Source organism: Tolypothrix campylonemoides VB511288_2 (assembly GCF_045999855.1).
Lineage (GTDB): Bacteria > Cyanobacteriota > Cyanobacteriia > Cyanobacteriales > Nostocaceae > Scytonema > Scytonema bouteillei_A.
This window is the reverse complement of record NZ_JBFPMW010000018.1, coordinates 94,940-121,494: the sequence shown is the minus strand read 5'-3', so window position 1 is coordinate 121,494 and position 26,555 is coordinate 94,940. Positions and strand designations below refer to the sequence as shown.

Here is a 26,555-nt window from a genome sequence, read left to right as displayed (position 1 = left end):
ACATTGTTGGTATTAACTCGCTTTCTGCGCGTAAACTTCTTGAACCCGTTCAAGTTCTAAATCGCTAAGGTAATCTACAGTCCAGTTAGCTTGACGCTGTAGCATGTGGAAGGGATAAGTATGTGCTACTCCAACGACTTGCATCCCCGCTTGTTTTGCCGCTTGTATGCCAGCAAAGGTATCTTCTATTGCCAAACATTCTTCTGGCATAAGGTTTAAATCGAGATACACTTGGTTGAGGCGTTTTACTGCAAGCAAATAACCTTGTGGATCTGGTTTGCTGGTGGTAACGTCATCACCTGCAACGATCGCATGAAAATGTTGGGCTAGCTTGGTACGATTCAGTATTAGGTCTATTTCTTTACGAATAGCGCCACTGACGATTCCTATTTTTAAGTTACGCGATCGCCCTTGAAAGAGTAAGTCGTCTAAACCAGGATAGAGAGGTAGCTTTTCAATTTTTTCTATCTCTCGAACATAACTTTCTGCTTTACGATTAAGCAACTGAGTGAGATAGGTGTCACTCACTACACGCCCTCGTTTGGCGAGCAATTCTTTTACGCAAGAGCGATCGCTACGCCCCAAACAAATTTTGCGGTACTCACCTGGTTTGATCGTCAGGTTTTCTTCAATCAAAAGTTGCTCTATGAGTTGCTCGTGAATGGATTCATCATTAATGATGACACCATTAAAGTCAAACAGAATCGCCTTTAGACTCATGGAAGTGTTTAAAAAGCTGGTGATGGAAATCCTTGCAACTCTCCATTATCTACTGTGGTGTCCCCTTGTGTAGGAGTGTAACGCGTGGCATTTCTTTGGACAGTGCGATCGCCAGACAGAATCGGCTTGACTCCGCTTGTCACTTGATTGATCCACCAGACATCCTGAGTTTGTACAGAGCCAAATCCAGCAGCACCCATCCAAGCATCAATGCTTGCGGCTGCATATTCCTGAATGTACGGTTCCTCAAAAACATTGTTCAGCCAGTCCAACTGGCGGATAGTTTTTTGATTACCATCCAAAATCAGTACTTGTCCCCCAGAGACTAGTAACCGGAAAGCTTCCTGTAAAATTGTCTGAGAGACTGCTGTTGGTGTTTCGTGGAATAACAAAGAAGCTGTTACCAAGTCAAAGGAAGCATCTGGAAAACTAGTTTTCTCAGCATTGCCATGTCGCCAGGTAATTTCCAAACCAGCGTTTTGGGCTTTGTGTGAAGCCCTCACAAGCATATAAGGTGATAAATCCAAACCTAAAACTTCTGCTTGAGGGAATGCCTGCTTTAACATTAATGTTGTAGAACCCGTCCCGCAACCCAAATCTAAAATTCTTCGCGGTTGTACCTGAATTGCATCAATTAATGCCTGACGGACAACGGTTTCACCGGGTACTAAAACGTATTGGGTGATGGGGTCGTAAGAAACAGCAGCGCTTGGGTTCAGATATCCGCGCTTAACTCCGTGAAAGTTTTGACTGCTGTAGTATGGGGGAATTGCCACATCAGCACGTCGGTAGCGATCGCTTTCTTTTTCCCAATCAACACTTTCCGCATATCGCTGCAACCCCTGTTCATCAATTAGGAGACGTACCACAGGGGATAAAAAGCGTTCCCAAATAGTGTCTTGACGAACTGCCATAGAAGTTTGTTGAGTTTTATTTAACTATCTTAACTAATGTTACATTATTTACCTCTATCTTGAGGATAGGGGTTATAGCTCAGGCAATTAGGAGTTCTTAGCGCTCGATCGCAACCAGGCATTCGGAGCTTGCATCACTCATTTTAGAATACTACAATTGTAATACAAGTATAAATAGTTAAGGTTAGAAGTCTTTTGGCTTCGCCTTCTTCTGACACATTATGCCAAGGGGAAATTTGTGCGATCGTCTCGTGTAAAAAAGTCCAATCCAATTAATCCAAAATCCAAAATCTACGCATCCAAAATTTTATGCCCTACGAAGAACTAGAACTTTCCACGCCATCACCTGTCCTGTCTTGGGCAAACCACCCATTAGGGACAGAAGAAACCAAGATGGCAAAAAATGTAGCATCACTGCCATTTGTATTTAAACACGTAGCATTGATGCCAGACGTTCATTTAGGTAAAGGAGCCTTAGTGGGTTCAGTCCTTGCCACAAAAGAAGCAATTATCCCAGCTGCTGTCGGGGTGGATATTGGCTGCTTTGTAGGTGAGACTCTTATTCCTCTGGTCGATGGTAAATTGTATTCTATAAAAGATTTAGCTGAACGTAATGAAGAGTTTATAGTTTACTCATGTACCTCTACTGGAAAAGTCGTAGCAGCTAAGGCAAAAGCAAGGTTAACAAGACGTAATGCTCCTCTTGTAAAAGTGATTTTGGACAATGGTGAAGAAATTATCTGCACCCCAGATCACCAATTTATGCTTAGAGATGGAAACTATGAGGAAGCACAGCATCTTCAATCTGGAACATCCTTGATGCCGTTCTACTCAAAAACTGACAAAGATGGTTATACCTTAGTCTCTCAACCGTACTCCGGTAGATGGCAAAAAGCACATTGGATTATTGCTAGATCGGGTTTGCTAGGAAAAGTCCCTAGATTTGAAGAACAAAGAACAGTTATTCATCATCAAAATTTTAATGAATCAGATAACCGACCTGAGAATTTGAAGTTTATGGGCGATCGCGACCATTGCGCCTATCATCGTAGCTTAGTTGAACGTAACCAGCACTGGCAATCTCCAGAGTTTGAACAAAAACGATTGGCAGCACTTGCCGGAAAAGCAGCAACACAAGCAGGATACGAGTATTACGCTGCTAGAGGAACTCGAAATATCCTGAATTATATGCAGCAAAAGTCAGAACACTTTCAGCAAGCAGTTGCTGGTAATGGCAAGCGCGGTCAGCATTATTTAGTGCAATACAACCAAAGTGACAAGGGAAGAAAGAAATCTCAGGAAATCGCCAATCGATACTATACCTGCGACATTTGTAATGCACAAATCAAGACTCCAATTGGTTTACACAATCATAGAAAAAAAGAACATCAATGCGATCGCAAAGTTTTAGCAGTTCTATCTTTAGACTACACACAAAATGTTTATTGCCTTACAGTACCTGAATATCATAATTTTGCTTTAAAAGCAGGTGTCTTTGTTCACAATTGTGGTATGATGGCGATAAAAACACCATTCAATGGTGACAAACTAGAAGGAAAACTAAAAAAAATTCGCTTGGATCTTGAAGCAGCTATTCCAACTGGTTTTAACGAAAATAAAGAGGTTGAAAAAACTGTTACCAACTGGCAAAGCTGGCGCGACTTTAAAGACTTGCATCCAGGAGTGCAAGATTTACAAAGTAAAGCGATGAAACAAATGGGTTCTCTTGGGGGTGGAAATCATTTTATAGAAGTTTGCCTCGATACAGAGAACCAAGTTTGGTTGATGTTACATTCTGGTTCGCGCCACATTGGCAATAATCTGGCTCAGTGCCACATTAACACTGCCAAAAACCTAGCAAAAATGGCAAACAATACATTGCCAGATCCAGATTTAGCCTATTTTGTAGCTAATACACCAGAATTCCAAGCATACTGGCACGATTTGCAATGGGCGCAGGACTATGCACGTGTCAATCGTGAGGTAATGATGGCACGTTTCAAGCACATTATTGAAAAACATTTAGCAGGTGGTAAATCCATTAAACCTTTATTAGAAGTCAATTGCCATCACAATTATGCTGAAAAAGAAGTGCATTTTGGCGAGGATGTATACGTCACTCGTAAAGGTGCAGTGCGTGCAGAGAAAGACGACTATGGCATTATACCCGGTTCAATGGGAGCAAAATCCTACATTGTTAAAGGCAAAGGTTGTGCCAATAGTTTTTGTTCTTGCTCTCATGGTGCAGGGCGTTTGCTATCTCGAAATAAGGCCAAGAATGTCTACACTCTTGACGATCTCATTGAGCAAACCAAAGGTGTAGAGTGTCGTAAAGATGAAGGTGTTTTGGATGAAATTCCAGGTGCTTACAAGCCTATAGATGAGGTGATGAAGAATCAAGACGATTTGGTGGAAGTTGTGGCAACTCTCAAACAAGTTGTTTGTGTAAAAGGTTAGCTTGATAAATCTCTAGCTAGCATCTTTAGGAATATAGATAGTCAATGGGAGGTATTGCCTCTTATCCAAGATTCTCTTGATTCTCTCTCGTTCTCTCTCGTTCCCAGGCTGCGCCTGGGAATGCATTCCTAGAGGCTCTGCCTCGTTTAGAGCATCTTTTTACGAAGACTGTGAAGTAATTGCTGTCGGATTTACGGCAGCAAAAAATTGCGATCGCGTTACCTGAGTTGAGGTGTACCTTTGGTGGAAGTTCAATCGGGCAATGGGCATCGATCCTGATGAGATATAGTGAATTTAAAATTTAGCAGTTTTAGCTAATTCAATCATTTTATCAAGAATTTTTAGGTCATCAGGAGCAGGAGAAAAAGATGATTGAAAAAGAATTTTTTTACCTGCAATGGTTCTGAGCATTACAAAAACAGGTTTTTTTGCTTTATCTTGTGTATCCATTTGAATACCACGAATTAAAAAGCCGTTACTATCTGATTCAATAATTCTAACTTCTGTCCAAACAAAGCCCCAATCTAAAAATTTAGAAGATTTTAGTTTTTCAGCAAATGCATTAACATTAGTGGGCGCATCATCAGGGAATGTTGAGACGAAAAGCTCAGCAAAAGTATCATTGTAAGAAACGCTATCGGGTAAATTTATTTGAGTTAAAGTCCATGAATCCATTGCTGCATTATAATCAGCTTTCCAGTCTTTGCCAAAAAATTTAAGTGATTTGAGTTCTCGTGAAGCAAGATTGATATGCCAATTGAAAATAGAAGTTGGGATTTGAGTTTCTGTAGTAGAAGGTACTTGGACTAAATGTATCTCATTAGTTTTATCTTGTTTAGATGCTTGAACTATACTTGTTCGATCGTTATCATTATAAGATAAATTTATTGTTGGCTCTTGCAAGTAGGACAAACTAGCATAGATGGGTAACACTATTAGAACCAAGGGAAAATTCAACATTTTAGTTTTATCACAATCAAATCATATTGGATACATTGTAACCAGATAACAATTGAATTGTGATTAGAATAAATACGGAATAGTTTTCAATACTTATTATCCAGAGTTAAAAATTATAGAAATGATTGTTTTAAGTGAATCACCAGAACAATTAGAACCATCTGCAAGTGTCAGCAATATTAAAGTATTGACTGAGGCTGCTCAAATAGTGGGATGTACGGTCTATAGTATACCACCAGACTTTGAGCGTTGTAGCACGGCGGAAAATGCTTTATGGCATATTCCTCAATACACTCAAGAAATGACTGGTATTTGGGTAGGATACATCCCAGAACTTGAACGCTATCAAGCTATTTACAATGCAGCTTTATATAAAGGGATAAAACTGGTGAATTCAACATTACAACATCAGACAGTAACAGAATTTGATTTATTTTACCCGTATTTAAAAGGTTTAACTCCTGAAAGTCTTGTCATTAGATCCGTTGAGGAATGCGCTGGTACTGGTGAATTATTAGGATTTCCTGTTTTTGTTAAAGGTGCAGTTCAATCCAGAAAAAAACAGGGATGGAAGTCCTGTGTAGCGAATAATTTAGAAGAATTAATAACGCTTACAGAATGGTTGTTGAAACTTAAATATGGATCGCGTGGTAAAGTTATTGTCAGAAAATTTATTAATTTACGCTATCATCGCCTAGCTCCAAATGGCTTTCCCATGGGAAGAGAGTATAGAGTTTTTATGTATAACGGGCAAGTTTTAGAATACGGGTACTATTGGGATGGCAAGGATGATTTAAGCCGACTCTCACAACAAGAAGAAAAAGAAGTCTTAAGTTTAGCAACTTTAGCATCTCAGCGCCTTAATGTTCCTTATATCGCAATTGATATCGGACAATTAGAAAATAAAGAGTGGGTAGTCGTAGAGGTAGGCGATGCTCAATTTTCAGGAACCTGTCACATTCCTGCACTTGAGTTGTGGAACAAGTTAAAAAACATAGATTCTCAGGAGAAGCTATGATTTGTAAATACGATCGCTTGATTCACAGGTAGCCCATATGGTACAAGTACCAACGCAAAAACTAACCTTGGAAGAGTTTTTGAAACTGCCAGAAACAAAACCTGCAAGTGAGTACATTGATGGTGAAATTCTTCAAAAACCTATGCCCCAAGGCAAGCACAGCAAGTTACAAAGTAAACTAGTCACTACCATTAATAACATAGTAGAGGAGCAGAAAATTGCGCTTGCCTTACCAGAATTAAGATGTACCTTTGGTGGGCGAGCGATCGTTCCAGATGTAGTGGTATTTGCTTGGGAAAGAATTCCCCTTGATGAAAATGGGGATATTGCTAATGTATTCGCAGCTGCACCAGACTGGGTGATTGAGATTCTCTCACCAGAGCAAAGCCAAACTAAAGTGACTGGAAAGATATTACACTGCTTAAAATATGGCAGCAAATTAGGTTGGCTGGTCGATCCTGTTGAAAAGTCAGTGCTAGTTTATCCCCCAGGACAGCAACCGGAACTCTTAGAGCAACCAGAGGATGTTTTACCTGTTCCAGATTTAATGAAAGATGTCCACTTAACAGTGGGAAATCTGTTCGGATGGTTGAAATTAGACAAAGCTATTGCATAGTAGCTTGCAACTGTTTTACAGTTTCCGCTTTATCTTGGAGGAAGTACCTTCTAAGTTCGATGGTTGAATCCTTAAAATATAATGCAGGATATACATTAAGAATATGAGTGAAATATTTACTGAAATTGATATACCACCTCAGTTTCCCGATCATACTCAATTACCGGAGTCGGATGGTACGTTTGTGAAAAATTTCCAAGAACATCCTCAATGTCTGATTTTGACTGACTCCATAGCTCCTGTTCTGCAACAACTGCACCCAGATGGACAGTACTGCATTGGTCAAGACTGTGGTATATATTGGCGAGAGACTGAACCACCCGAAAAAGGAGCAGAAGCACCAGATTGGTTTTACGTACCCGGTGTACCGCCAATGCTTGATGGCATAATTCGTCGTTCCTACGTTTTATGGAGAGAATACATCCCCCCACTTATTGCGATAGAACTAGCGAGTGGCAATGGCGATGAGGAACGAGATACAACTCCTCTACTCCTCGCTCGTCAAGAAGGTACAAAGCCGGGTAAATTCTGGGTATATCAACAAATTATCAGAATTCCTTACTACGCTATTTATGAAATCAATAATGCCAAGCTGGAGGTTTATCACTTGGTAGATTTTTCATACCAAAAGCTGCAACCTAACGAGCAAGGAAGATACTTAATTCAACCTTTGGGGGTGGAACTGGGGTTATGGCGGGGAGTTTACCTGAATAATCCAGAGCAATTCTGGTTGCGCTGGTGGGAGACAAATGGTAACCTGTTGCTAATTGGTAATGAAGCTGCTGAGCAAGAAAGGCAGAGGACTGAGCAAGAAAGACAGAGGGCTGAGCAAGAAAGACAGAGGGCTGAGCAAGAAAGACAAAGATCTCTTGCTGCAGAGCGAAGAGCAGCACAACTTGCAGAACGGTTACGAGCAATGGGTATTGACCCAGATGAGGTAGGGTAAATTTAAAATTTAGCTGAAAATTTACAGGCAATTTGGAGAATTTTGCCAATGCTTGATAATACACAGTTAAATAAATACAAGCAGCAATTGGTTGCTGACTTCAATTCTCGAACTGATTATGACCGAGGTAGGTTCTATGCTCCTGTTGCCGATCGCTTGATTGAATTTGCCCGAGTTCAATCGGGACAAACTGTCTTGGATGTAGCCACGGGAACTGGTTTAGTTGCACTGGCTGCTGCTAAAAAAGTAGGTATTGAAGGGAAAGTCATTGGTGTGGATATTTCCACTGGAATGCTAGAGCAAGCAAGACAAAAGCAAATTAATTTGGGTTTACAAAATGTAGAATTTCTGGAAGCAGATGTAGAAATTGTAGAATTTAGCGATCGCTGTTTTGATGTTATATTTTGTTCTTTAGCAATTTGTTATTTAACTGACATTTCTGCTGCTTTAGAAAAATGGCACAGTTGGCTTAAACTCAATGGAACTTTAGCATTGAATGTTTGGGCTGAAAAAGCTTTTCCCCCATCAGTTTTGTTTAGAGAAGTCGCCAAAAGATATGGTATAAAAATTGCCAACCCTAACGAACCTCTTGGAACGCTAAAAAAGTGCTATTATTTCCTACATAAAGCGGGATTTCAAAATATTGAAGTGATACAAGAGCAGTTTGGTTGGTACTTCACCCCTGACTCTAACGCGGCTGAAGAATTATGGCAAATTAATTCCAAGAATGTTTTTGGCTATCAAGTTTTTGAACTTTCAGCAGATGAGTTAAATCGGTGCAAGGCGGAATATATTGCGGAAGTTCAGGCATTACCGACGACAGAACAAGGTACTTGGTGTGATGCTTCTATCTTTTTTGTCACAGCTATTCCCTAGAGCACAAGATTGAGGTACAATAGCATTCGCTCTACACAAGTTACAGGCAATTGCTGTGTTGAAGAACACAAATTTAAATTTTTTTTGCCATAGCTCTTGCCTATAATACAAATAAGCATTTATACTTATTTATAAATCGTTGCCATTCCATAGAAAAAGCTTTGCAGTGCTTAATGCTATTTAAAGCAGTCTTAAGATTGCTAACAATGGCTGAAGTTCTGTTGCAAAATATCAATGTGAGGAGCGAATTCCGAGAGTGTATTCGCGGTACACTCAAATAGGTTTCTTTGAGAGCAATCGCGAATAAAATTTTACCAAAATCCATCATAAACGTACTGTTCTCTTTCGCGGCGAACTGCGATCGATAACGGTTGCTTGTGTGAGTCACTAAAATTCAGGAATATTAACCATGACTACTGCTGTAGCTGCTAGCTTTCCCGTTAATCTTAGCGCGTACAAAAAAATAGCACTAGACCCAAGCAATCCTACCCTGACTGGCGAGCAACGAGAAACACTCAAAGCTAACATTCAGCTTTGTCGCGATGCAATTGTTTTCTTCACTGCTACAGGTGCTGCTAGAGGTGTAGGCGGACACACAGGTGGTGCTTACGATACAGTACCAGAAGTAGTCATTCTTGATGCCTTCTTCCGAGGCGCACCTGATAAATTTGTCCCTATCTTCTTTGATGAAGCAGGACACCGCGTTGCTACCCAATATCTGATGGCGGTTTTGCACGGCGAGTTGGATGCGGAAAGCCTCGTTCATTATCGCGAAGCTCATTCAAAATTGCCCGGACACCCCGAACTTGGCTTAACACCTGGTGTTAAATTTAGTTCCGGACGTTTGGGACACGTTTGGCCTTACATTAATGGTGTGGCATTAGCTAATCCCAACAAAGTTGTCGTCTGCTTGGGTTCAGATGGTTCGCAGCAGGAAGGCAATGATGCAGAAGCAGCACGTTTGGCAGTAGCTCAAAATCTGAACGTCAAACTCATTATTGATGATAATGATGTCACCATTGCCGGACATCCTTCAGATTATCTACCTGGTTTTAGCGTTGCTAAAACACTTGAAGGTCACGGCTTGAGTGTCAATGAGGGTGATGGGGAAGACTTAGACGATCTGTACCGCCGCCTTTGTGCAGCAGTAACACAGTCGGGACCTGTTGCTTTAGTCAACAAGCGGAAGATGGCAGTGGGAATTGAAGGTATCGAAGGCTCAACCCACGGTCATGATGTGATTCCTGTAGATAAAGCGATCGCGTACTTAGAAAAGCGTGGATTAACTGAAGCAGTCAACTACCTCAAGAGCATACCCAAGCCCAAGCAAAGCTACACATTCCTTGGAGTCAGCGACAAATGGGGTTCCAACCGGAACGTATTTGGTGAAGCAGTCGTTTCCGTTCTCAGCCGCTTGAGTGAAACTGAACGTAAGGAAAAGGTATTGTGTATCGATAGCGACCTTGAAGGTTCCTGCGGCTTGAAGAAGATTCACGATACATACCCAGAAATCTTCGTCAGTTCTGGAATTATGGAAAGAGGAAACTTCTCCGCCGCCGCCGGATTTGGGATGGCAAAAGGAAAGCAAGGTATCTTCGGTACCTTCAGCGCCTTTTTAGAAATGTGTATTTCCGAAATCACAATGGCGCGGTTGAACTATTCCAATGTTTTGTGTCACTTCTCCCACTCCGGAATCGATGACATGGCAGATAATACCTGTCACTTCGGCTTAAACAATATGTTTGCCGATAATGGATTGGATGATGGTTACGAAACACGACTTTACTTCCCTGCAGATGCTGCTCAAATGACGGCGTGTGTTAATGCAGTCTTTTTCGATCCGGGTTTGCGGTTTATCTTCTCCACCCGTTCCAAAGTTCCCCACATTCTTGATGCTAATGGCAAAGAGTTGTTTGGCGAAGGTTACACCTTTGTTCCTGGCAAAGATGAAGTTGTACGGGAAGGAACTGCAGGTTATATCGTCAGCTATGGCGATGGATTGTATCGCTCTCTTGATGCAGTGGAACGTCTCAAGCAGCAAGGAATTGATGTTGGTTTAATCAACAAACCCACACTCAATGTTGTAGATGAAGAAACCCTGGCAAAAATCGGTGCAGCACCTTTTGTACTGGTTGTAGAATCCATGAGCCGTCGCAACGGGTTGGGTATCCGCTTTGGAACTTGGTTGCTTGAGCGTGGATTTACACCCAAGTTCGCTCACCTCGGAACTCATCATGAGGGTTGCGGTGGTCTTTGGGAACAGTTCCCCCATCAAGGAATTGACCCCGATGGCATTATCAGTAAGGTCAAGTCATTGATAGGCTAAGTTTATACTTTTCACTTATGAAAAGTACTAATTTCTTTTGTGGGACGGGTATCTTGCCCGTCCCTTATTATACTATTTTGGCTTGAGAAAGCTGTGCTTAGACTGAACGTGACGCGAGTTTTACTTTTATCTCAAGATCTTGAGCTAAATCTGCTTCATTGTAATGACGTTCAATTTTGTTTTGGCCCAAAAGTTTCTGAAATTCCCATACAGACAAGTTAGCTAACTGACGTGCTTGACTGAAGGTAAAGATATTCTGTACGTACAGTTGTAAAGCTAATTCCTGGCGAATAGCTTGTTCGCCTTGATTTAACGAACTAGGTGATATTTGCAAGTTTATTGGTTGAATAAATTGACTCATTGATAATCAAACCTAAATAAATTTCAAAGCTTATACCATTTCTGTATAAAGATGCATCTAATTAGTCCTTGCCCAGCGTTTTTATAGTCCCACATTTCCAATGTGAGGGAATTTCAAGCGCAACCTCATATAGAATTGGTATCACACATTATTATAAGATTCTTATTTGGTTTTTGAAATACACATAGAGTAGGCATTGACCGCCATATAAGACTTTTGACTGGCAATGCTTAACGCCACGCCATACAATTGCAGGGGAAGCTGCTCGCGAGGGTTACTTCCCATACAGTCGTGAAAATTTTTTACAAATCATCTATAGTTCCTATAATACCAATTCTCCTTTTATATTTTCAATGGCAGTCAACGAGGGATTGCTCGTTTAGGTCTGTTGCGATCGCATATCGTGTTCGCTATGAGTTTCGTTGATAGCTTTAAAAAGAAGCTTTAAGAAACTTCTCATAGATTGATCCGTCCAAGTGTACCCGTTCGAGGTCTACAAGCATGGAAATGTCTAGTTTACATTATCTTTTACCTCACAAACAACTAGACATCTCCAAAAACTGCCCAAGTATCTCTATGACTAACTTATAGGGTGCGATCTCCAGTTTCGCAAGCCAGCTAGTTTATACGATAGAATAAGGTTTTGAGATATTTGTTGTTAATAATCAAACCAAAAAACGTAGTTAGGTGCATTCATTTTTAAATCAGGCGATCGCATATATTTCTGTTGGTAATACGAGGGCCCCAATTCGGAATCTTACTAGTCCACAAATTGTCAAAATTACTTGCTCATACTTTTTAGGATTTAACCGAAATCTTTCTTGGACAACTCGGAATATTTTTACCGAACGAATTCTGTGTTCAACAAATATTCTTTTGGAGGAAAACTCCTGGTTTTCTTTTTTCTGAGAAATAGTTAACTTTCCATTTCTCGGTGTTTTAATAGGTGTGTCAATTAAATCTTCTCCTTGATATCCTAAATCTCCCTTAAATTTTTGTTTTTGGTCAAAGTTATCACGATTTTCTCGAAACAAAGTTATATCACTTTTCGGTCCAGGTTCGCCAGCTACAACATCAACGATATCCCTTGCATCTGGCAAAATAATCATCTGACTTTTAAATGTATGTTTACTTGCCTTGCCAGAGTAATATTTTTCTTGCTCCTTATTGTCTTTAGGTCTTTCCCTCACTTGTTCATAGCTGTCTACAATTAATTCGTAATCTGTGAGAATTTCTTGAACTACCATCAAATCAGATTCGTTTTTTTTTACTTGTTCAATTAAACTGGATGGCAACAATTCCCTAAGTATTGGCAACCAATAATTAAATGTATCATTTGCTGTAGACTCACTCACTCCAAACTGGATGCCCAAAAGTTGAAAGGTTGTCAGATGCCTGAGATAGACCAAGGTTAAAATTATTTCTTCTTTCATGGATAGTTTGGGTTTACGACCTCCACCACTAGCAATAATTCTCACTTTTGTAGATTCTAATAACTCTTGTTTTTCGTGGTGTAATCTTTCGGCATTTTGAATTAATTGTTGTAACTGTTCGTACTCTAGACCAATTAACCGCTTTGTTTCTTTAGGATTCTCTTCAATATGGTTCAGTATATTGCTCATATTTCTGTGTCAGAAAAGCTCTCTAATGTTCTTATATCACAGAATATAACTATTTTGGAGATGTCTACTTGACTCGACAACAAGTTCAAAAATCTAATTCAGTTTGATTTGTAAAAATGACGCAAGATGCAATTTTCAGTCCATTCTTTGCAACAGTGTTTCTGACACTCTTCGTCTGGGTGTATATGTACATCCGTCGTATCAATTTTATCACCAGTAACAAGCTCAGTCAGAAGGAGCTTGCTACACCTAACACACTGGCGCAAATCTCCCCACCAAATGTATCCAATCCATCGGATAACTTAAAGAACCTGTTCGAGATTCCGGTACTTTTTTATGCGCTTGTCCTATACCTCTTCGTTACAAAGCAGGTGGATACAGTGTATGTGAACGCCGCGTGGATCTTCGTTGTGTTTCGCGTATTGCATAGTATTGTCCATTGCACATTCAATCTCATTATTCTTCGGTTCTACCTTTACCTATTTGCCACACTCGCGGTGTGGTTCATCGCAATCCGCGCCGCTCTCATGCACTTCACATAGAGTAGATAGACAGTTCTTTACGTCTCATTAAATATCCAAAATGACCATAGCAGTCCAGCCATCATTGGTTTTTTCCAATTGAAACCGATGTAATGTGACTGCTTTAACATCCACTCGCTGTTCGTGGCGATCGCGATCTAGTGTTTCTCCTTGAGTGACTGCAGTTAACTGATATTTATCATCTTTCTCTTCAAAGTCAATTTGCTGCGCTCGCAACAGCAGTAGCTCGCTATCTTTGTAGTAAACAAATTCTTGAAGAAAATTAAATAGTAAAAGGTCTAATGCGTCATCTTCTAAATGAAAGGTTCTTGTTTCCTTACGTTCTATGGAATCTAAATCTTCAATCATAGTATTGATTGTTGCATCACCGGCTGCTTTAAATACCTCCTGTAAATCTTTTCCCCAAGCACGAAAGGCAATATCAGCCGTAGCAATATCCTCAAGAAATTCATAAGGCATAGGATAAATATATCTCCAGTTCAAGTGTATTTTCAGTCTCCGTTAATTCGCAAGACATCATCCTTTAACTGTTGTCAAGGCTTTCTGGTACTCTTCTTCTGTTGTTATTGTTTTATTTAAATTGTAATGAAACATAACATTTACTGCTCGCATTTTTTCAAAAGTTCGATAATTTCTAATTTTTGTTCTTTTACCTGTTTGCCAATAAAAACTAACTCCGTTGCTTCTTGTTCAAAGCGTTCTAAATCCCATCTCCCAGCTACAAAATTAAATAAATAAATCCCGTCTGAAAACCGGACAAATCCTTTAGCTCTGTAAACATTTGGTTCCAAACTATTGACAAATTCCTCAAAACACGGACGATTGATAGTAGCAGAAGTGTTGTAACTAAACGATTCAAATTCCGGTTGATGAACGTGATGTGGGGGCGGTTGTACGCGCTCTCGACCGATACCAAAAAGCAGATCTAAATCTACCTTTCCCCGATGGCTACGTAAAATCGAGGCAATTTCATTGATGGAGTGTAACTTGTCCTCTACAACCTCTAACTCTTTTTCTGAAATCAAATCAATCTTGTTAAGAAGAATAATATCTGCTGCTTCTATTTGGATTCGGGTTGTGTGACCAACAGAAGGATATTTCACCAATGAATCGGCATCAATAACAGTAACAACCCCATCCAATCGCACTTTTGGTAAACTTTCTTGAATATCAAAAACCAGTGCATCTGGTTCTGCAACTCCTGTTGTTTCCACTATAAGATGTTCGGGGTCAACAGAAGCGATGATTTCATCAACGGCTGCTTCAAACTCACCAAGCAAGGAACAACATACGCAACCGCCACCCAAATCTGCTATTTGAACATTTTTGCCTTGAATGATTTTGGCATCAATCGCTATTTCTCCAAACTCATTCATGAGAATCGCAATTTTTTTAGGCACTGTTTCAAGAATATGACGCAACAGAGTTGTTTTGCCACTTCCAAGAGGTCCCGTGATAACCGTAAGCGGTGTGCGGATTTGCATATTATTTTGTGCGCTCAAATTTTTGAGTGACAATAGCTACTTTATGATTTAAATACAACAGTTGCAAACAAAGCTATGCGTCTATCTTAAGAATGAAGCCGGATTTTCATATCAATTATCCTTTAATATTCCCAATGGGAGTTAAACGTACTACCCGTTTGCTAATCCCAGCTAATTCAGCAGCTTCAATCACATCATCAATATCTTTATAAGCCGCACCTGCTTCTTCAGCTAACCCTGAGTAAGAGGTACTTCTCACATAAATACCCCGCTTTTGCATATCTTTTTGTAGTTGTTCTCCACGATAAATTTTTCTGGCTTTTGCCCGACTCATCGTGCGTCCGCTGCCATGAGCGGTACTGAAGAAAGTTTGGTCGCCAGTGGGTACTCCTACTAATAAATAAGAGCCAGTTTCCATACTGCCACCAATAATCACTGGCTGACCGATATCTTTATATTTTTCAGGAACATCTTGCATCTGCGGACCAAAAGCACGAGTGGCTCCCTTACGATGCACGAGGAGCGATCGCTCTTTTCCATCAACTATATGGCTTTCTAATTTAGCAGTATTGTGGGCAACATCATAAACCACGTGCATACCCATTTCTTCTGGCGAGTTCCCAAGAACTTCCGAAAATACCTCTCGAATGCGGTGCAGGATAACTTGACGGTTGGCAAAAGACATATTAATACCGCATTTCATTGCTGAAAAATAAGCCTGACCTTCAGGAGAATGAAAAGGCGCACAGGCTAATTCTCTGTCTAAAATTTTGATACCGTACTTGCTCTCCATGACTTTAAGAAAGACTTGCAGGTAGTCAGTAGCAACTTGATGACCGAATCCGCGACTGCCACAATGGAACATGACTACCACTTGATTGGGAATGGTAATTCCCATACGTGCAGCTAGCTCCTTATCGAAAATATTTTCCGGTCGAACCACTTGAATTTCTAAATAATGGTTACCAGAACCTAAAGTGCCAATTTGATTAAAACCTCGGTCAATTGCTTTGTCACTGATTTTGGAAGAGTCAGCGCCTTTCATACACCCTTGCTCTTCCATAAGTTCCAAGTCTTCTTCCCATCCGTAACCATTGCGAACGCACCACCGTGCGCCTTGCTCGACAACTTCACGAAATTCACTGCGTGAGAGTTTGACAAAGCCAGTACTTCCCACTCCTGCAGGAACTTTTTGATAAAGCTTATCTACTAGCTTTTTGATATCGTATTTTACTTCATCGTAGGTCAGGTTTGTAACCATCAAGCGCATCCCGCAATTGATATCAAAACCGATACCACCAGGAGAAATCACACCCCCTTCCTCTACATCCATCGCCGCTACGCCACCAATGGGAAAACCATAGCCAAAGTGTCCGTCAGGCATACATAAAGCATATTTACTTACCCCAGGAAGTGTTGCTACATTAGTGACCTGGTCGTAAACGGCTTCATCTAATTCCCGAATTAACTTCTCTGTTGCATATATTCGAGCAGGAACCCGCATCCCTTCTTTGTAGGACACGGGTATTTCCCACACTGTATCAGAAATCTTGTTTAAAAACTCTTTGATAGTCATTTTTACCGTATGTTTTTTTTGTAAAAATATCCATATACGATAAAAGCCTTTGTTTGTTACAACTTCTTCCTAAAGAAACGTTTTGCTGTTTCAGTTCTAAAGAGGGAAAGACTAACAAATACTTAACAAAACCTTTTCTGGAATCAGTTTGTAGGATAGTGATTTTACTTAAGTCGTTTCAATTAACTCGCTTAACAGAAAGGTTATGTGCAAAGTTAATGGCAAGGTAGACAGCAGAATTAAAATAATTCTCAATCTTATAGCCGTAGATGTATTGCAATTTATTGAAAATCAGTATAGCTCTCCTTGTCAAATATTCGAGTGAGGTTAATATATCAATCATACAGTTGTAAAAGTTACTCCAAAAACACTTATGCCAGTGACTGTTGATACTCAACGTACAGGGCGTTTTGTCCATTGGTGGCCTTACGTTGCTCTTGGTGCTTCTGCACTCGTATTTTTATCGTTAATAACCGCTCCATTTTTTAAGCAAACCCTTGTTCGTAAAGATGTACAAGTTAAACAAGAGGAGCCTTTCAAAATCAAATCACTCCAATTGGCACCTCAGCTAATAGGTGCATTGCGCGTTGATGTCAATGCGATCGTACCCGATAATCGTTGGGTGACCTACGAAATTCAGCTTTTGGACAAACAAGGCAAGGTTTTGGCGTCCGGAATTAAAGAAGCTTGGAAGGAATCAGGTTTTTGGTCTGAAGACGGAGAAACGGGGACGTGGTCTGAAGAAGACTTGACAGCTGGTTTAGATGTTCGGGCAAAGAAAAACGAAGAAGTCACTCTTGCCTTAGCAGTGTTGGGCTATGGAGAAACCAGTGGAAAAGAACTAGCTGAAGCTGTTCCTTTTACAATGACTGTCGAAAATGGAGTCATTGATACACGCCATCTTTGGCCTGGTTTAATTTGGTCTACTTTTTTCTCTGTCATGGCATTATTTGCCACACGCCGCATTGGTAAAAAAGCAATTACCGCAAAAATTCTCGACAGCGATCCAAATGGTCGCGAAACAGTTGGTGGAGCTAATCGTCTCGTGCGCGTTAATGTAGATATCCAATCTGATGAAACATCTCCCCCAGAACTAGAAGTCAACCTGTCTATTAATGATGCCTATGGCGAACAAGTTTATGCAGGCTCTTTTCCCGTAAAACTCTCCTTTACAAAAGAGAAAGGGAAAATTACAAAGGTGACAGGAAAGTTACAGAAATTTTTTATACTGAACGAGCGTGCTTCTTACGGTTTTCATGTAGAAGTTTTTCCCGATGAACCAGTCGATCGGACATCACTGATTGTTCGAGATGGTGCTCGTACCTTAAAACCAGTAGAGGTGATACACATCAGCGCTAACACGGCGACCAGCGACAAGTAAAAAAATTACCATTTCATGAGATTGAACTGGTACTAAAAAACTGACTGTTGTAAAGAATTCGCTGATTATCCGAACTTGGTATGGATAGTTGAGCACTCTAAATCTAAAGTTCAAAATCCAAAATCCTAGAGGCTTATGTTTGCAAAAATTTTTACCGGAATAGCAGTCTTACTTGCTCTCATTTCCATACTTGATAGCTACAGTCAAAAGTCAGCTTTTGTGCTGAGAGAAGAAAAACAAGAAAACTATTCTCCCCGATATGAAACTCAATTATCGGGTTCCTACGACAATCGGGGAGTTTGGATATATACCTCTACAACCCGAAGTTACTACAGTGACTTTCAAGGTGGAGGTCCTGGTAGTGGAAAGTAAAAATATTTCCACACTTAAGGCTGAACAATCAATGGTTAACAATAAATGGAACAAGAAATAGGAACATCTCTAGATTCACTAGATGCGGAAAATACTGAACATAATGGCAATTTCTTAAGCAGCAAGCAGCGCAAACTCTTGCTAGCAGCAGCAGCAATCTCTTCTGCATGCGGATTAGCTGTAGAACTTTTACTTGGAACCCTTGCAAGTTACTTAGTTGGGAACCAAGCCCTGTCCTACGGTATTGCGGTGGGGGGCTTTTTAGCAGCAATGGGTGCTGGTTCTTACTTGAGCAGATTTGTTGCAGCAAAAACAAAAGGGCGCTTTCTTCAAAATCAGTTACTACTTGCTTTTGTACAGGTGGAGTTGGCGATCGCACCACTCACAGCCCTGTTACCTTTAGGATTATTTGCCCTATTTGTGCTTGATGGTTCCATTTGGTTGGGATTAGTTCTCGTCACTCTTTTGCTGGGATTGCTAGCAGGTTTAGAAGTCCCACTCTTAACACGACTTGTAGAATCATCAGAAGGAGTTAGAGAAGCCCTAGCAGGAGTTTTAGCACTGGACTATCTAGGCGCACTTATTGGTTCACTCCTGTTTCCAGTACTCCTGTTACCCTGGTTGGGCATGTTTCCCACAGCTTTCATATTGGGTGCATTTCCCGCTTTTATGGTCTTCGCGATTGGAAAATCTTTTCCCCAACTGCGACGCTGGGCTTATTTAGGGTTAATGGTAGGCGTGCTGCTCTGTACCTTGGCACCAATTTCTCTACCTATTAGCAATAATCTAGAGAATAACTTATATAAAGCACCTGTTATTCAGCGTATTCAAACACCCTATCAACGTATTGTCCTGACAAGACAAGGGCAAGACGTGCGGCTGTTCCTGAATGGCGATCTACAATTTTCTACAATAGATGAATATCGCTATCACGAAGCACTCGTGCATCCAGCAATGAGTGCAACTCCTAACAGAAAACGAGTCCTCGTGTTGGGAGCTGGAGATGGTATGGCGGTGCGGGAAGTGTTGAAGTGGCGAGAGGTTGAGAAAGTCGTACTGATTGAACTCGACCCAGCAGTTGTTAAGTTAGCTACTCGTCATCCGCAACTCGTGCAAGTTAACAATAAAGCTTTAACAGACCCCCGCGTTGAAGTCATCAACGCTGATGCTTTTACCACAGCCCCAGGTCTGAAAGAAACCTTTGATGTTATTATCGCGGACTTTCCCGATCCAGATCAAGAAATCCTTGCCAAACTGTACTCAGATGGTTTTTACCGACGTTTGATGGGACGACTTGCAGACAGTGGGGTGTTAGTGACCCAAGCATCCAGTCCATTTTTTGCCCCCAAAGTGCTGAGTTGTATTACTGAAACTATTGCCCACACTGGGCTAAAAGTACATCCTTACGTAGTCGATGTTCCCAGTTTTGGTCCGTGGGGTTTTGTAATGGCTTCGCGGGCTGCTATTGAATCAGATAAACTTGAGCTTCCCGTATCAACACGCTTTCTGACTCCAAATATTCTGCATCATTTATTTGAATTACCTAAAGATGTGCTACTAGGAAATACTAAGGTGAACCGCTTATCCGATCCCGTAATTGTTCGTTACCAATTGGATTCTCGCTGGGTTTCATATTAATAATGGCTAATAGCTAATGGCTAATGGCTAATAGTGCAATTAGCCATTAGCCATTAGCTATTAGCAATTTCAAGAGGTTTGTTATGACATTCATTTGGCTGGGAATTTTTGTTGTTGGAACTGCTGCTGTTGTTTTGTTCGTACTTCAACAGCAAGGAAAAATTTTAATTGGTAGCAATCGCAAGGAACTACCATCGCTACACCGCACGGTATTTAATTTACAAATTGGCGATATCGTGCAACATATGGGTATTGACTGGGTTGTTGAAGGTCACCTAATTTACACTGTTGGTGAATTTACTTGGTCTGAATATATGTTGCAGGATGGCGATCGCATTCATTGGTTGTCTGTGGAGGAAGACGATCGCGTGGAGGTTGCCTTGTTAGAACCTACAAATCAATTAGATATTAGCGACGAACCGCCAAAGCAGTTAAACTTTGCGGGCGAAACTTTTCGATGTGTTGACTCCGGTACAGCTAGAATGACTCGCAAAGGTACAATTAGAAAACCTGTAGCTTCCCGTTGTCAATATTTTGACTATCAAGGTTCAAATAACAAAGTGCTTTCAGTAGAAATTTGGGATGGAGAGGTGGAAGTGACTGTTGGAGAACTTATTAATCCTAGGTCGTTGTTGATACTACCAGGTGATGGAAAGAGAGTTTATAATGAGTAAATCGCTTTTGCCTATTTTTTAGTTGCTACAATTGAAATAGGCATTCATGTATTTACTCATTCATTGGCAGGCGGATAAAAAACTCACTGCCTTGACCTAATTGAGATTGTACCTCCAGGCTACCATGATGTTTATCGACCAGCCATGACTCTGCAAGAACGGTAAACTGTTTTGACTCTCAAAATCATTAATTTGCCTTGCTCGGCTCTAGAGTTGAGAAGAGTTTGCGTTGCTAAACTCAAAATCTTGATAGCGCTTCAAATCACCAATAACCACATCTTAATTCTCAAATTTTATGAGTATCAATAAACTCAAAAATCACCAAGCCTTTTTAAAGATTGATGGCGCTTTCAGGAGAAAGAAACTAGCTTCACCTCTCCTAAGTGTTTTAAAAGTTGAACGGCAGCCTCTTCCAAGTTGCTCTGTTTGTGAAGCTTAGAAATGCGATCGCAAACTATATTGGTGTGGAAGAAGGGTAAGGAGACATATATAACTTTTAGAGAAATAAGTATTTTTATTTACTAATTCCTTGAATCTGCAATTTAAGAAAACTCTTGCGATCGCTCTTTCGCCTGAGAACTCATAAAGCGATCTGCAAATAACACAAGGGAACTATTCATTGCGGTTCTTCCCGACCAATACCAAGGAAGAGTAATTTACTTTTCAAGTCTTGCGGTTCAGTTCCACAGTAATAATACCTTTTATAAGGTTGCAGCATTGTACGGGTATTAAAAGCGATCGCATCTATCATTGCTGATTCTAATTGTCAGTCTCTTGCCTGTCTTCGGGCAACTTGTTTGTAAAGCAGACTTATCGTGTTGGATCGTCACTGACTTTAACAATCAGCTTGCCGAAGTTTTTCCCTTGTAGTAAACCTATAAAGGCATGCGGGGCTCGATCCAATCTCTCTACAACATCTTCCTTATACTTGAGTTTACCTTCTCGCAACCACTCAGAAACATCTTTGACGAATTCTGCCTGACGATGCTGGTAATCTCCAACAAGAAAACCCTGAATGAGAGCGCGTTTAACCAACAGTGGCATTAAATTAGGACCGGGAGGGGCATTTTCTGCATTATATTGCGAGATTAAACCAACCAATGGTATTCTTGCCCCAAGATTAATCTGCTGCAACACGGCTTCTAAAATTGGACCTGCCGTATTGTCAAAGTAAACATCAATTCCGTCAGGACAAGCAGCTTTTAGGTCCGAACTCAGGTCTTGAGTTTTACGGTTAATACAAGCATCAAACCCTAATTCTTTCACCACGTAATCGCATTTGCTATCGCTCCCTGCAACTCCCACCACCCGACAGCCTTTGATTTTAGCAATTTGACCTGCTACAGAACCGACCGCACCAGAAGCAGCAGAAACAACAACCGTTTCGCCTGCCTTAGGTTGACCAATATCAAGCAAAGCAAAATACGCAGTCATACCGGGCATTCCCGTTACGCCCAACGCATAGGAGATAGGAGCTTGCTTGGGGTCAAGCTTACGCAACGTTTCGCCTTTTGATATGCCATAAGTTTGCCAACCATCATAACCGAGTACAAAATCTCCGGTTGAGAATTGGGGATGGTTAGATTTTATGACTTGGCTAACTGTACCACCTACCATCACAGACCCTAACTCCACCGGAGCAGCATAAGACTCGCGATCGCTCATGCGACCGCGCATATAGGGGTCGAGGGACAGGTAGATCGTGCGGTTGAGGATTTCGCCTTCCCCTGGTTCTGGGATTGGAGTTTCAACAAAGACAAAATCGCGCTCTTTTGGTTCTCCAACCGGACGGCTTTTAAGTAAGATTTGTTGATTAATCGGATCAGTCATAGCTTACACACATCAAATATAGTAGATGCTACGCTCTGTTGGGATAGCTTAATAATAGCTAATAGCTAATAGCTAATGGCTAATAGCTAATGGCTAATGGAAGACTGGTGAGTCCAGAGAAAGCACGCGGTGAGACCAGTGCTGTAGGCGGGTTTCCCACACCCTGGCAACTGGCGTATAGCCAGCCCTGGCGGGCATAGCCCAAAGGCATCGCGGAGCGTGTGCCTTACACATAGCATCTGTGCTCCTGAGATACAAGGGAGGGCTAATGGCTCATAGTCAAAACACAATTAGCAATTAGCAATTAGCAATTAGCAATTAGCAATTAGCAATTTAAAGAGAGAGTTAGTCAATTAAGCGCAGACTCGTATTCAGAACTCAAAAAATTATTAACTTTCCGTGCGGAGTAAGGTAGTATATTTACCCCCTGAGAGCCACAACTCCTCATGCGTACCCCTCTGCACCACTTTCCCTTGCTCCAGTACAATAATTTCATCACAATCGCGAATCGTACTGAGTCGGTGAGCAATAATAATACAAGAGCAACCGCGTCGCCGCAAATTCCTATCAATAATCAATTCTGTTTGAGCATCCAACGCAGAAGTCGCTTCATCCATAACTAATACTGAGGGATTCCTGACTAAAGCACGGGCAATTTCTAATCGTTGGCGCTGTCCGCCACTCATGTTCATTCCCCCTTCAATCAACTTGGCATCATATCCCCCAGGCATAGAAACAATCAAATTATGAATGTCGGCGTCAGAGCAAGCCTGCACTAAGTCGGTTTGTGGTACTGTCGAATCCCATAAAGTAACATTTTCCCGAACTGTCCCAGCAAATAGAAAAATATCCTGTTCTACCATTGCCAAAAAGTTTGCCAAAACAGTGCGAGGAATCTGAGTTCTGGGTACACCATCAAAGCAAATTTCCCCTTGCCAAGGTTTGTATAAACCGCAAACTAGTTTCGCAATTGTAGACTTACCAGAACCACTCCCTCCTACTATTGCTACTCGTTGTCCCGGCTTGAGACACAGGTTAAAGTTCTCAATTAAGGGATTTTCCACTCGGCTGTAGCCAAAAGTGATATTTCGTAACTCAACGTAGCCCTGTAGTTGGACGGGAATTGAGAATTGGGTATGGGGCATAGGGTATGGAGCATTGGCTATTTTCTCAAGCTCCATGCTCCTCTGTGCTTCTGCATCCACAGAATTCTGTAATACGTCATCTAAACGGTTGAAGTCAGCTTCTAAATCTTGCAGCGTACTACCGAAATTGACTAGACTGCCGATCGGTTCTAAGAAACTGGCTGTTAAACTCTGATACGCAACCAGCATCCCAATACTAAGGCTACCATTCATTACCCGAAAACTGCCGATAATTAAAATAGCAGTTGTAGTGAGTGCTGTTAAAAGGGTGGGTAATATTGTGAGAATTTGAGTTTGTAAAGCTAGCTCCTGCTGGGCGTTGAGCGCTTTGGCATAATACCCAGCGAATTTAGCAAATGAATCAGACTCAAGCCCGTTCGCTTTGATTGTTTCTATAGTTTGAATGCCTGCGATCGCCACTCCATTGACCTTACCAGATTCGATCGCCAGCTTCATATTGGCATCAACACGAGTCTGCGATAGAAACTGGAGGGCAAAAAAGTTGAGCGCGGCAAAACTAATAGCGATCGCACTCAGTACAAGGTCGTATTGAACCATAATTAAAAAGTAAAAGACCATCATCACTGTGTCGATAACGGTGGTTGCAAGGCGACCTGAGAGTATCTCTGCTACTTTATCGTTAAGTAACATCCGACTGCTGATTTCACCTGCAAAGCGTTGGGCATAAAATCCAATTGGCAACCGGAGAATATGCCAAAGAAACTGCCCTGACATCGTAACTGACAACTTCAGCATCAGCAAGCGCAGGTAGGTAAGCCGCAGTCTGGCAACTAGTGCTCGCAGTACACTAGTTATAGCCATTCCTAATACCAACGGTCGTATCCACTCTTGCCGATCGGTAATGAGAATTTCATCAACAAATATTTGAGTAAAACCGGGCACTGCTAACCGAGCAATTGTCAGTAATAGTCCTGCAAAAAAGCAGAACAAAATGGTATTGCGTGAGTGTTGCAAACGCGAGGCTAAAGCAGTAAAAATGTTACTTTTTTGACCACTAGTTTGAAATTCCGGTCCTGGTTCCATCACCAAGACGACGCCTGTATAAGCACGATTAAACTCTTCTAGGGAAACTGTCCGGCGTCCTGTAGCGGGATCGTTGAGGTAGACGCGGTTTTTGCCGAACCCCTCCACCACTAAAAAATGGTTGAAATTCCAAAAGACAATGTAGGGAGGACTCAAAGTGTTGAGGTTTTCCAACAACCTCTTCAAACCTTTGGCGTTTAAGCCATAGTTCCGGGCTGCTTTAACGATATTAAAAGCGCTGCTCCCATCTCGGGAAACACCGCACTCGCGCCGCAGTTCTGCTAACGGGACAATGCGCGAGTAATAGCCGAGAATAATTCCGAGGGCAGCAGCGCCGCATTCGGTTGCTTCAATTTGCAGCAGTGTGGGGGTTCTGACACGAGTCGTGTGTGCTGGCTGTAGAATACTTCTAATAAAAGTAAGTGGCTTAACCTTAAAAAACATTAAATCTACCTTAACAAGTCAAAGATTGCGAGGAGCAGCACTGGTATTCAGAATGCAAAAACCATATAGAGTTCTTGCTTCTTGTAACAAAATATGCTTTTTAAGTATTAGATAAACAAATATATCTAACTATTTATATACCTCTAATGATGCAGAGATGAAAATAGATACCGAAAAAAACATCAAAAATTCCCAAATATCGGAATGACGTGGAGTATTTTGATATGTTACTTCTCATTGATTTAAGTCTTTCTCAAACAAAGATACGTGAGTATCTTAATACTCTTTCCACAAAATAGTTATCACAGAGTGAGGAGTGATAAAACTATAGATTTTCATATTTCTCCCCTTTCTAAGGAGAGGCTAAGAGGAGACTAAGGGGGCAAATCTAACCTATGTGTACAAGCAGTAGCTAAAAGGGGCGAAATACTCTTAACGCCATCTTTTTTACGGAGATTTGGAGGGAGTTAAAGTTATAAATACCTCAGTCACCACTGTTAAAATACCCTCTTAGCTACGTATACGTACAATATTTAATTATTTTTCTTACAAGCTTATAAGGAAAATTTTAAATATAAGATAAACAAATATACTATACTACAGACATACGTCTAATTGCATAGAAGCAGTAAAAAGACTAAAAAATTAATCAAACTTTTCAAAAAAAAAGAAAATACTTAAAGTAATTTTAGTATCTTAACTTCTCTTATCAATCTTATTCTATGTGAAATAAAAATACGAGAATATCTCAAAACCCTTGCTAAAAGCCAATTACGAGAGATGAAGAATTGGTAAATTGCTTGATAATTTTTTTTTATATGGATGATTGCTAGCTTATTTGCAACATCGAACACGTGTATCTAAAGATATATATACAAAAATTTGTAAACCTTTTATAAAAATAAGTGTAATCACTCAATAGAAAGAGAAAAGCGAAATGATTAATAATGAAGCTGTAACCAAAGTTACTCAAGAAGTAAAGGAATGGGAAGGAGAACTGGATGATGCTGATTTAGCAGCTATATCTGGTGGTGGACCTGTAGGACAACTCGTTGGGGGCGTAGTACAAGTTGTCGGTGGTACAGTAGGGGTTGTAGGGGGAGCAGTAGCGGCTGCAGGCGGGTATATTGCTGAAAATCTTCCTCTGTAGAGGTATTGCTAGGCAATGTAGGTTTTCAAGTTACAGGTTTCTGCGAACAGGTGAATAAACTTGTGCTTTAATTGCACTCACAATATCACTGAATTTTGGTGAATTTTTGTACCATCTCTGGTACTTTAGGCACTCCGATACTTAACTCTCTTCAATCGATTTGGAAAGAGGAAAACGCTATAACCTCTTTTGAATAATAGACATAATCAAGCTTTAAGCGCTTTTATCCCCTTCATTATTATTTGACTCTCTTTGTTGTGAAAGTTCATAGTGGTAATAGTGGTAGATTATACTCCAACAAAAGAGATAAAAGAGAACTAAAAATACTTAGCTAAGTATCAAGGAATGCAATAAGTATTCACGCATTGCTTAATTTACCATAGCTTTTTGTGCAGCTAGCAAGTTGTACTCCTCCTGTTTTGCACCATTGCCGTACTGCAAAAATAAAAGCTCGGAAAT

At 40.8% G+C, this 26,555-nt stretch carries 23 protein-coding genes; 12 read left to right on the top strand and 11 right to left on the bottom strand.

Annotated elements, in window-relative coordinates; translation table 11 throughout:
• Positions 1 to 12 precede the first annotated feature (12 nt).
• Positions 13 to 720, bottom strand: a complete 708-nt coding sequence (locus AB0756_RS36385; RefSeq protein WP_038088767.1) for an HAD family hydrolase — start codon at positions 718 to 720, stop codon at positions 13 to 15.
• A gap of 8 nt (positions 721 to 728) precedes the next feature.
• Positions 729 to 1,634, bottom strand: a complete 906-nt coding sequence (locus AB0756_RS36380; protein ID WP_038088770.1) for a class I SAM-dependent methyltransferase — start codon at positions 1,632 to 1,634, stop codon at positions 729 to 731.
• 309 nt (positions 1,635 to 1,943) lie between these two features.
• Here AB0756_RS36380 and AB0756_RS36375 point away from each other — a divergent pair, with 309 nt between their 5' ends.
• Positions 1,944 to 4,091, top strand: coding sequence for an RtcB family protein (locus AB0756_RS36375; RefSeq protein WP_050045297.1), 2,148 nt, complete (start codon positions 1,944 to 1,946; stop codon positions 4,089 to 4,091).
• Positions 4,092 to 4,385: 294 nt separating this feature from the next.
• Here AB0756_RS36375 and AB0756_RS36370 read toward each other — a convergent pair whose 3' ends face one another.
• A complete protein-coding gene (locus AB0756_RS36370) occupies positions 4,386 to 5,051 on the bottom strand; it encodes a hypothetical protein (protein WP_038088776.1) in 666 nt (221 codons plus the stop codon).
• Positions 5,052 to 5,172: 121 nt separating this feature from the next.
• Here AB0756_RS36370 and AB0756_RS36365 point away from each other — a divergent pair, with 121 nt between their 5' ends.
• From AB0756_RS36365 to AB0756_RS36345, 5 genes are all read left to right on the top strand, one after another.
• Positions 5,173 to 6,069, top strand: coding sequence for an ATP-grasp domain-containing protein (locus AB0756_RS36365; RefSeq protein ID WP_038088778.1), 897 nt, complete (start codon positions 5,173 to 5,175; stop codon positions 6,067 to 6,069).
• A 37-nt stretch (positions 6,070 to 6,106) separates the two neighbouring features.
• Positions 6,107 to 6,685 carry a Uma2 family endonuclease gene (locus AB0756_RS36360; RefSeq protein WP_038088780.1) on the top strand — a complete coding sequence of 193 codons (579 nt, stop codon included), beginning with the start codon at positions 6,107 to 6,109 and terminating at the stop codon, positions 6,683 to 6,685.
• Between the two features lie 103 nt (positions 6,686 to 6,788).
• Positions 6,789 to 7,631, top strand: a complete 843-nt coding sequence (locus AB0756_RS36355; RefSeq protein WP_038088782.1) for a Uma2 family endonuclease — start codon at positions 6,789 to 6,791, stop codon at positions 7,629 to 7,631.
• Positions 7,632 to 7,679: 48 nt separating this feature from the next.
• Positions 7,680 to 8,507 (top strand): class I SAM-dependent methyltransferase, encoded by an 828-nt coding sequence (locus AB0756_RS36350; protein ID WP_038088784.1) that lies wholly within the window; start codon positions 7,680 to 7,682, stop codon positions 8,505 to 8,507.
• Between the two features lie 409 nt (positions 8,508 to 8,916).
• Positions 8,917 to 10,833 carry a transketolase C-terminal domain-containing protein gene (locus tag AB0756_RS36345; RefSeq protein ID WP_038088787.1) on the top strand — a complete coding sequence of 639 codons (1,917 nt, stop codon included), beginning with the start codon at positions 8,917 to 8,919 and terminating at the stop codon, positions 10,831 to 10,833.
• 97 nt (positions 10,834 to 10,930) lie between these two features.
• On the opposite strand, the gene AB0756_RS36340 is transcribed toward AB0756_RS36345, so the two are convergent.
• Complete coding sequence (locus AB0756_RS36340; protein WP_038088790.1) at positions 10,931 to 11,194, bottom strand: UPF0175 family protein; 264 nt, start codon at positions 11,192 to 11,194, stop codon at positions 10,931 to 10,933.
• Positions 11,195 to 11,898: 704 nt separating this feature from the next.
• Positions 11,899 to 12,816 (bottom strand): transposase family protein, encoded by a 918-nt coding sequence (locus tag AB0756_RS36335; RefSeq protein ID WP_038093450.1) that lies wholly within the window; start codon positions 12,814 to 12,816, stop codon positions 11,899 to 11,901.
• 116 nt (positions 12,817 to 12,932) lie between these two features.
• On the opposite strand from AB0756_RS36335, the gene AB0756_RS36330 reads away from it, so the two are divergent.
• Positions 12,933 to 13,358, top strand: a complete 426-nt coding sequence (locus AB0756_RS36330; RefSeq protein ID WP_038081744.1) for an MAPEG family protein — start codon at positions 12,933 to 12,935, stop codon at positions 13,356 to 13,358.
• Between the two features lie 27 nt (positions 13,359 to 13,385).
• Here the strand turns inward: AB0756_RS36330 and AB0756_RS36325 are convergent, their stop codons facing one another.
• The 3 genes from AB0756_RS36325 to AB0756_RS36315 form a co-directional block, all read right to left on the bottom strand.
• Positions 13,386 to 13,817 (bottom strand): archease, encoded by a 432-nt coding sequence (locus AB0756_RS36325; protein WP_038081746.1) that lies wholly within the window; start codon positions 13,815 to 13,817, stop codon positions 13,386 to 13,388.
• Positions 13,818 to 13,957: 140 nt separating this feature from the next.
• Positions 13,958 to 14,842: a CobW family GTP-binding protein gene (locus AB0756_RS36320; RefSeq protein WP_038081748.1), complete on the bottom strand. Its 885-nt coding sequence runs from the start codon at positions 14,840 to 14,842 to the stop codon at positions 13,958 to 13,960.
• Positions 14,843 to 14,957: 115 nt separating this feature from the next.
• The gene (locus AB0756_RS36315; protein WP_038081749.1) at positions 14,958 to 16,418 is read right to left on the bottom strand and encodes an RtcB family protein; all 1,461 of its coding nucleotides are present in this window, start codon (positions 16,416 to 16,418) and stop codon (positions 14,958 to 14,960) included.
• A 373-nt stretch (positions 16,419 to 16,791) separates the two neighbouring features.
• Here AB0756_RS36315 and AB0756_RS36310 point away from each other — a divergent pair, with 373 nt between their 5' ends.
• From AB0756_RS36310 to AB0756_RS36295, 4 genes are all read left to right on the top strand, one after another.
• On the top strand, positions 16,792 to 17,799 hold the full coding sequence (locus AB0756_RS36310) for a hypothetical protein (protein WP_038081751.1): 1,008 nt from the start codon (positions 16,792 to 16,794) through the stop codon (positions 17,797 to 17,799).
• Positions 17,800 to 17,934: 135 nt separating this feature from the next.
• Positions 17,935 to 18,171 (top strand): hypothetical protein, encoded by a 237-nt coding sequence (locus tag AB0756_RS36305; RefSeq protein ID WP_038081752.1) that lies wholly within the window; start codon positions 17,935 to 17,937, stop codon positions 18,169 to 18,171.
• A 45-nt stretch (positions 18,172 to 18,216) separates the two neighbouring features.
• A complete protein-coding gene (locus tag AB0756_RS36300) occupies positions 18,217 to 19,809 on the top strand; it encodes a polyamine aminopropyltransferase (RefSeq protein ID WP_038081753.1) in 1,593 nt (530 codons plus the stop codon).
• 83 nt (positions 19,810 to 19,892) lie between these two features.
• A complete protein-coding gene (locus AB0756_RS36295; RefSeq protein WP_050045296.1) occupies positions 19,893 to 20,483 on the top strand; it encodes a DUF4178 domain-containing protein in 591 nt (196 codons plus the stop codon).
• 616 nt (positions 20,484 to 21,099) lie between these two features.
• Here AB0756_RS36295 and AB0756_RS36290 read toward each other — a convergent pair.
• The 3 genes from AB0756_RS36290 to AB0756_RS36280 all read right to left on the bottom strand — a co-directional run bounded on the left by AB0756_RS36290 (position 21,100) and on the right by AB0756_RS36280 (position 24,946).
• The gene (locus AB0756_RS36290; RefSeq protein ID WP_272899754.1) at positions 21,100 to 21,234 is read right to left on the bottom strand and encodes a hypothetical protein; all 135 of its coding nucleotides are present in this window, start codon (positions 21,232 to 21,234) and stop codon (positions 21,100 to 21,102) included.
• 59 nt (positions 21,235 to 21,293) lie between these two features.
• Positions 21,294 to 22,313, bottom strand: a complete 1,020-nt coding sequence (locus AB0756_RS36285) for an NADP-dependent oxidoreductase (protein WP_038093120.1) — start codon at positions 22,311 to 22,313, stop codon at positions 21,294 to 21,296.
• A 389-nt stretch (positions 22,314 to 22,702) separates the two neighbouring features.
• The gene (locus AB0756_RS36280; RefSeq protein WP_082051609.1) at positions 22,703 to 24,946 is read right to left on the bottom strand and encodes an NHLP family bacteriocin export ABC transporter peptidase/permease/ATPase subunit; all 2,244 of its coding nucleotides are present in this window, start codon (positions 24,944 to 24,946) and stop codon (positions 22,703 to 22,705) included.
• 937 nt (positions 24,947 to 25,883) lie between these two features.
• Here AB0756_RS36280 and AB0756_RS36275 point away from each other — a divergent pair.
• Positions 25,884 to 26,096 (top strand): hypothetical protein, encoded by a 213-nt coding sequence (locus AB0756_RS36275; protein ID WP_038093123.1) that lies wholly within the window; start codon positions 25,884 to 25,886, stop codon positions 26,094 to 26,096.
• Positions 26,097 to 26,555: the final 459 nt, after the last annotated feature.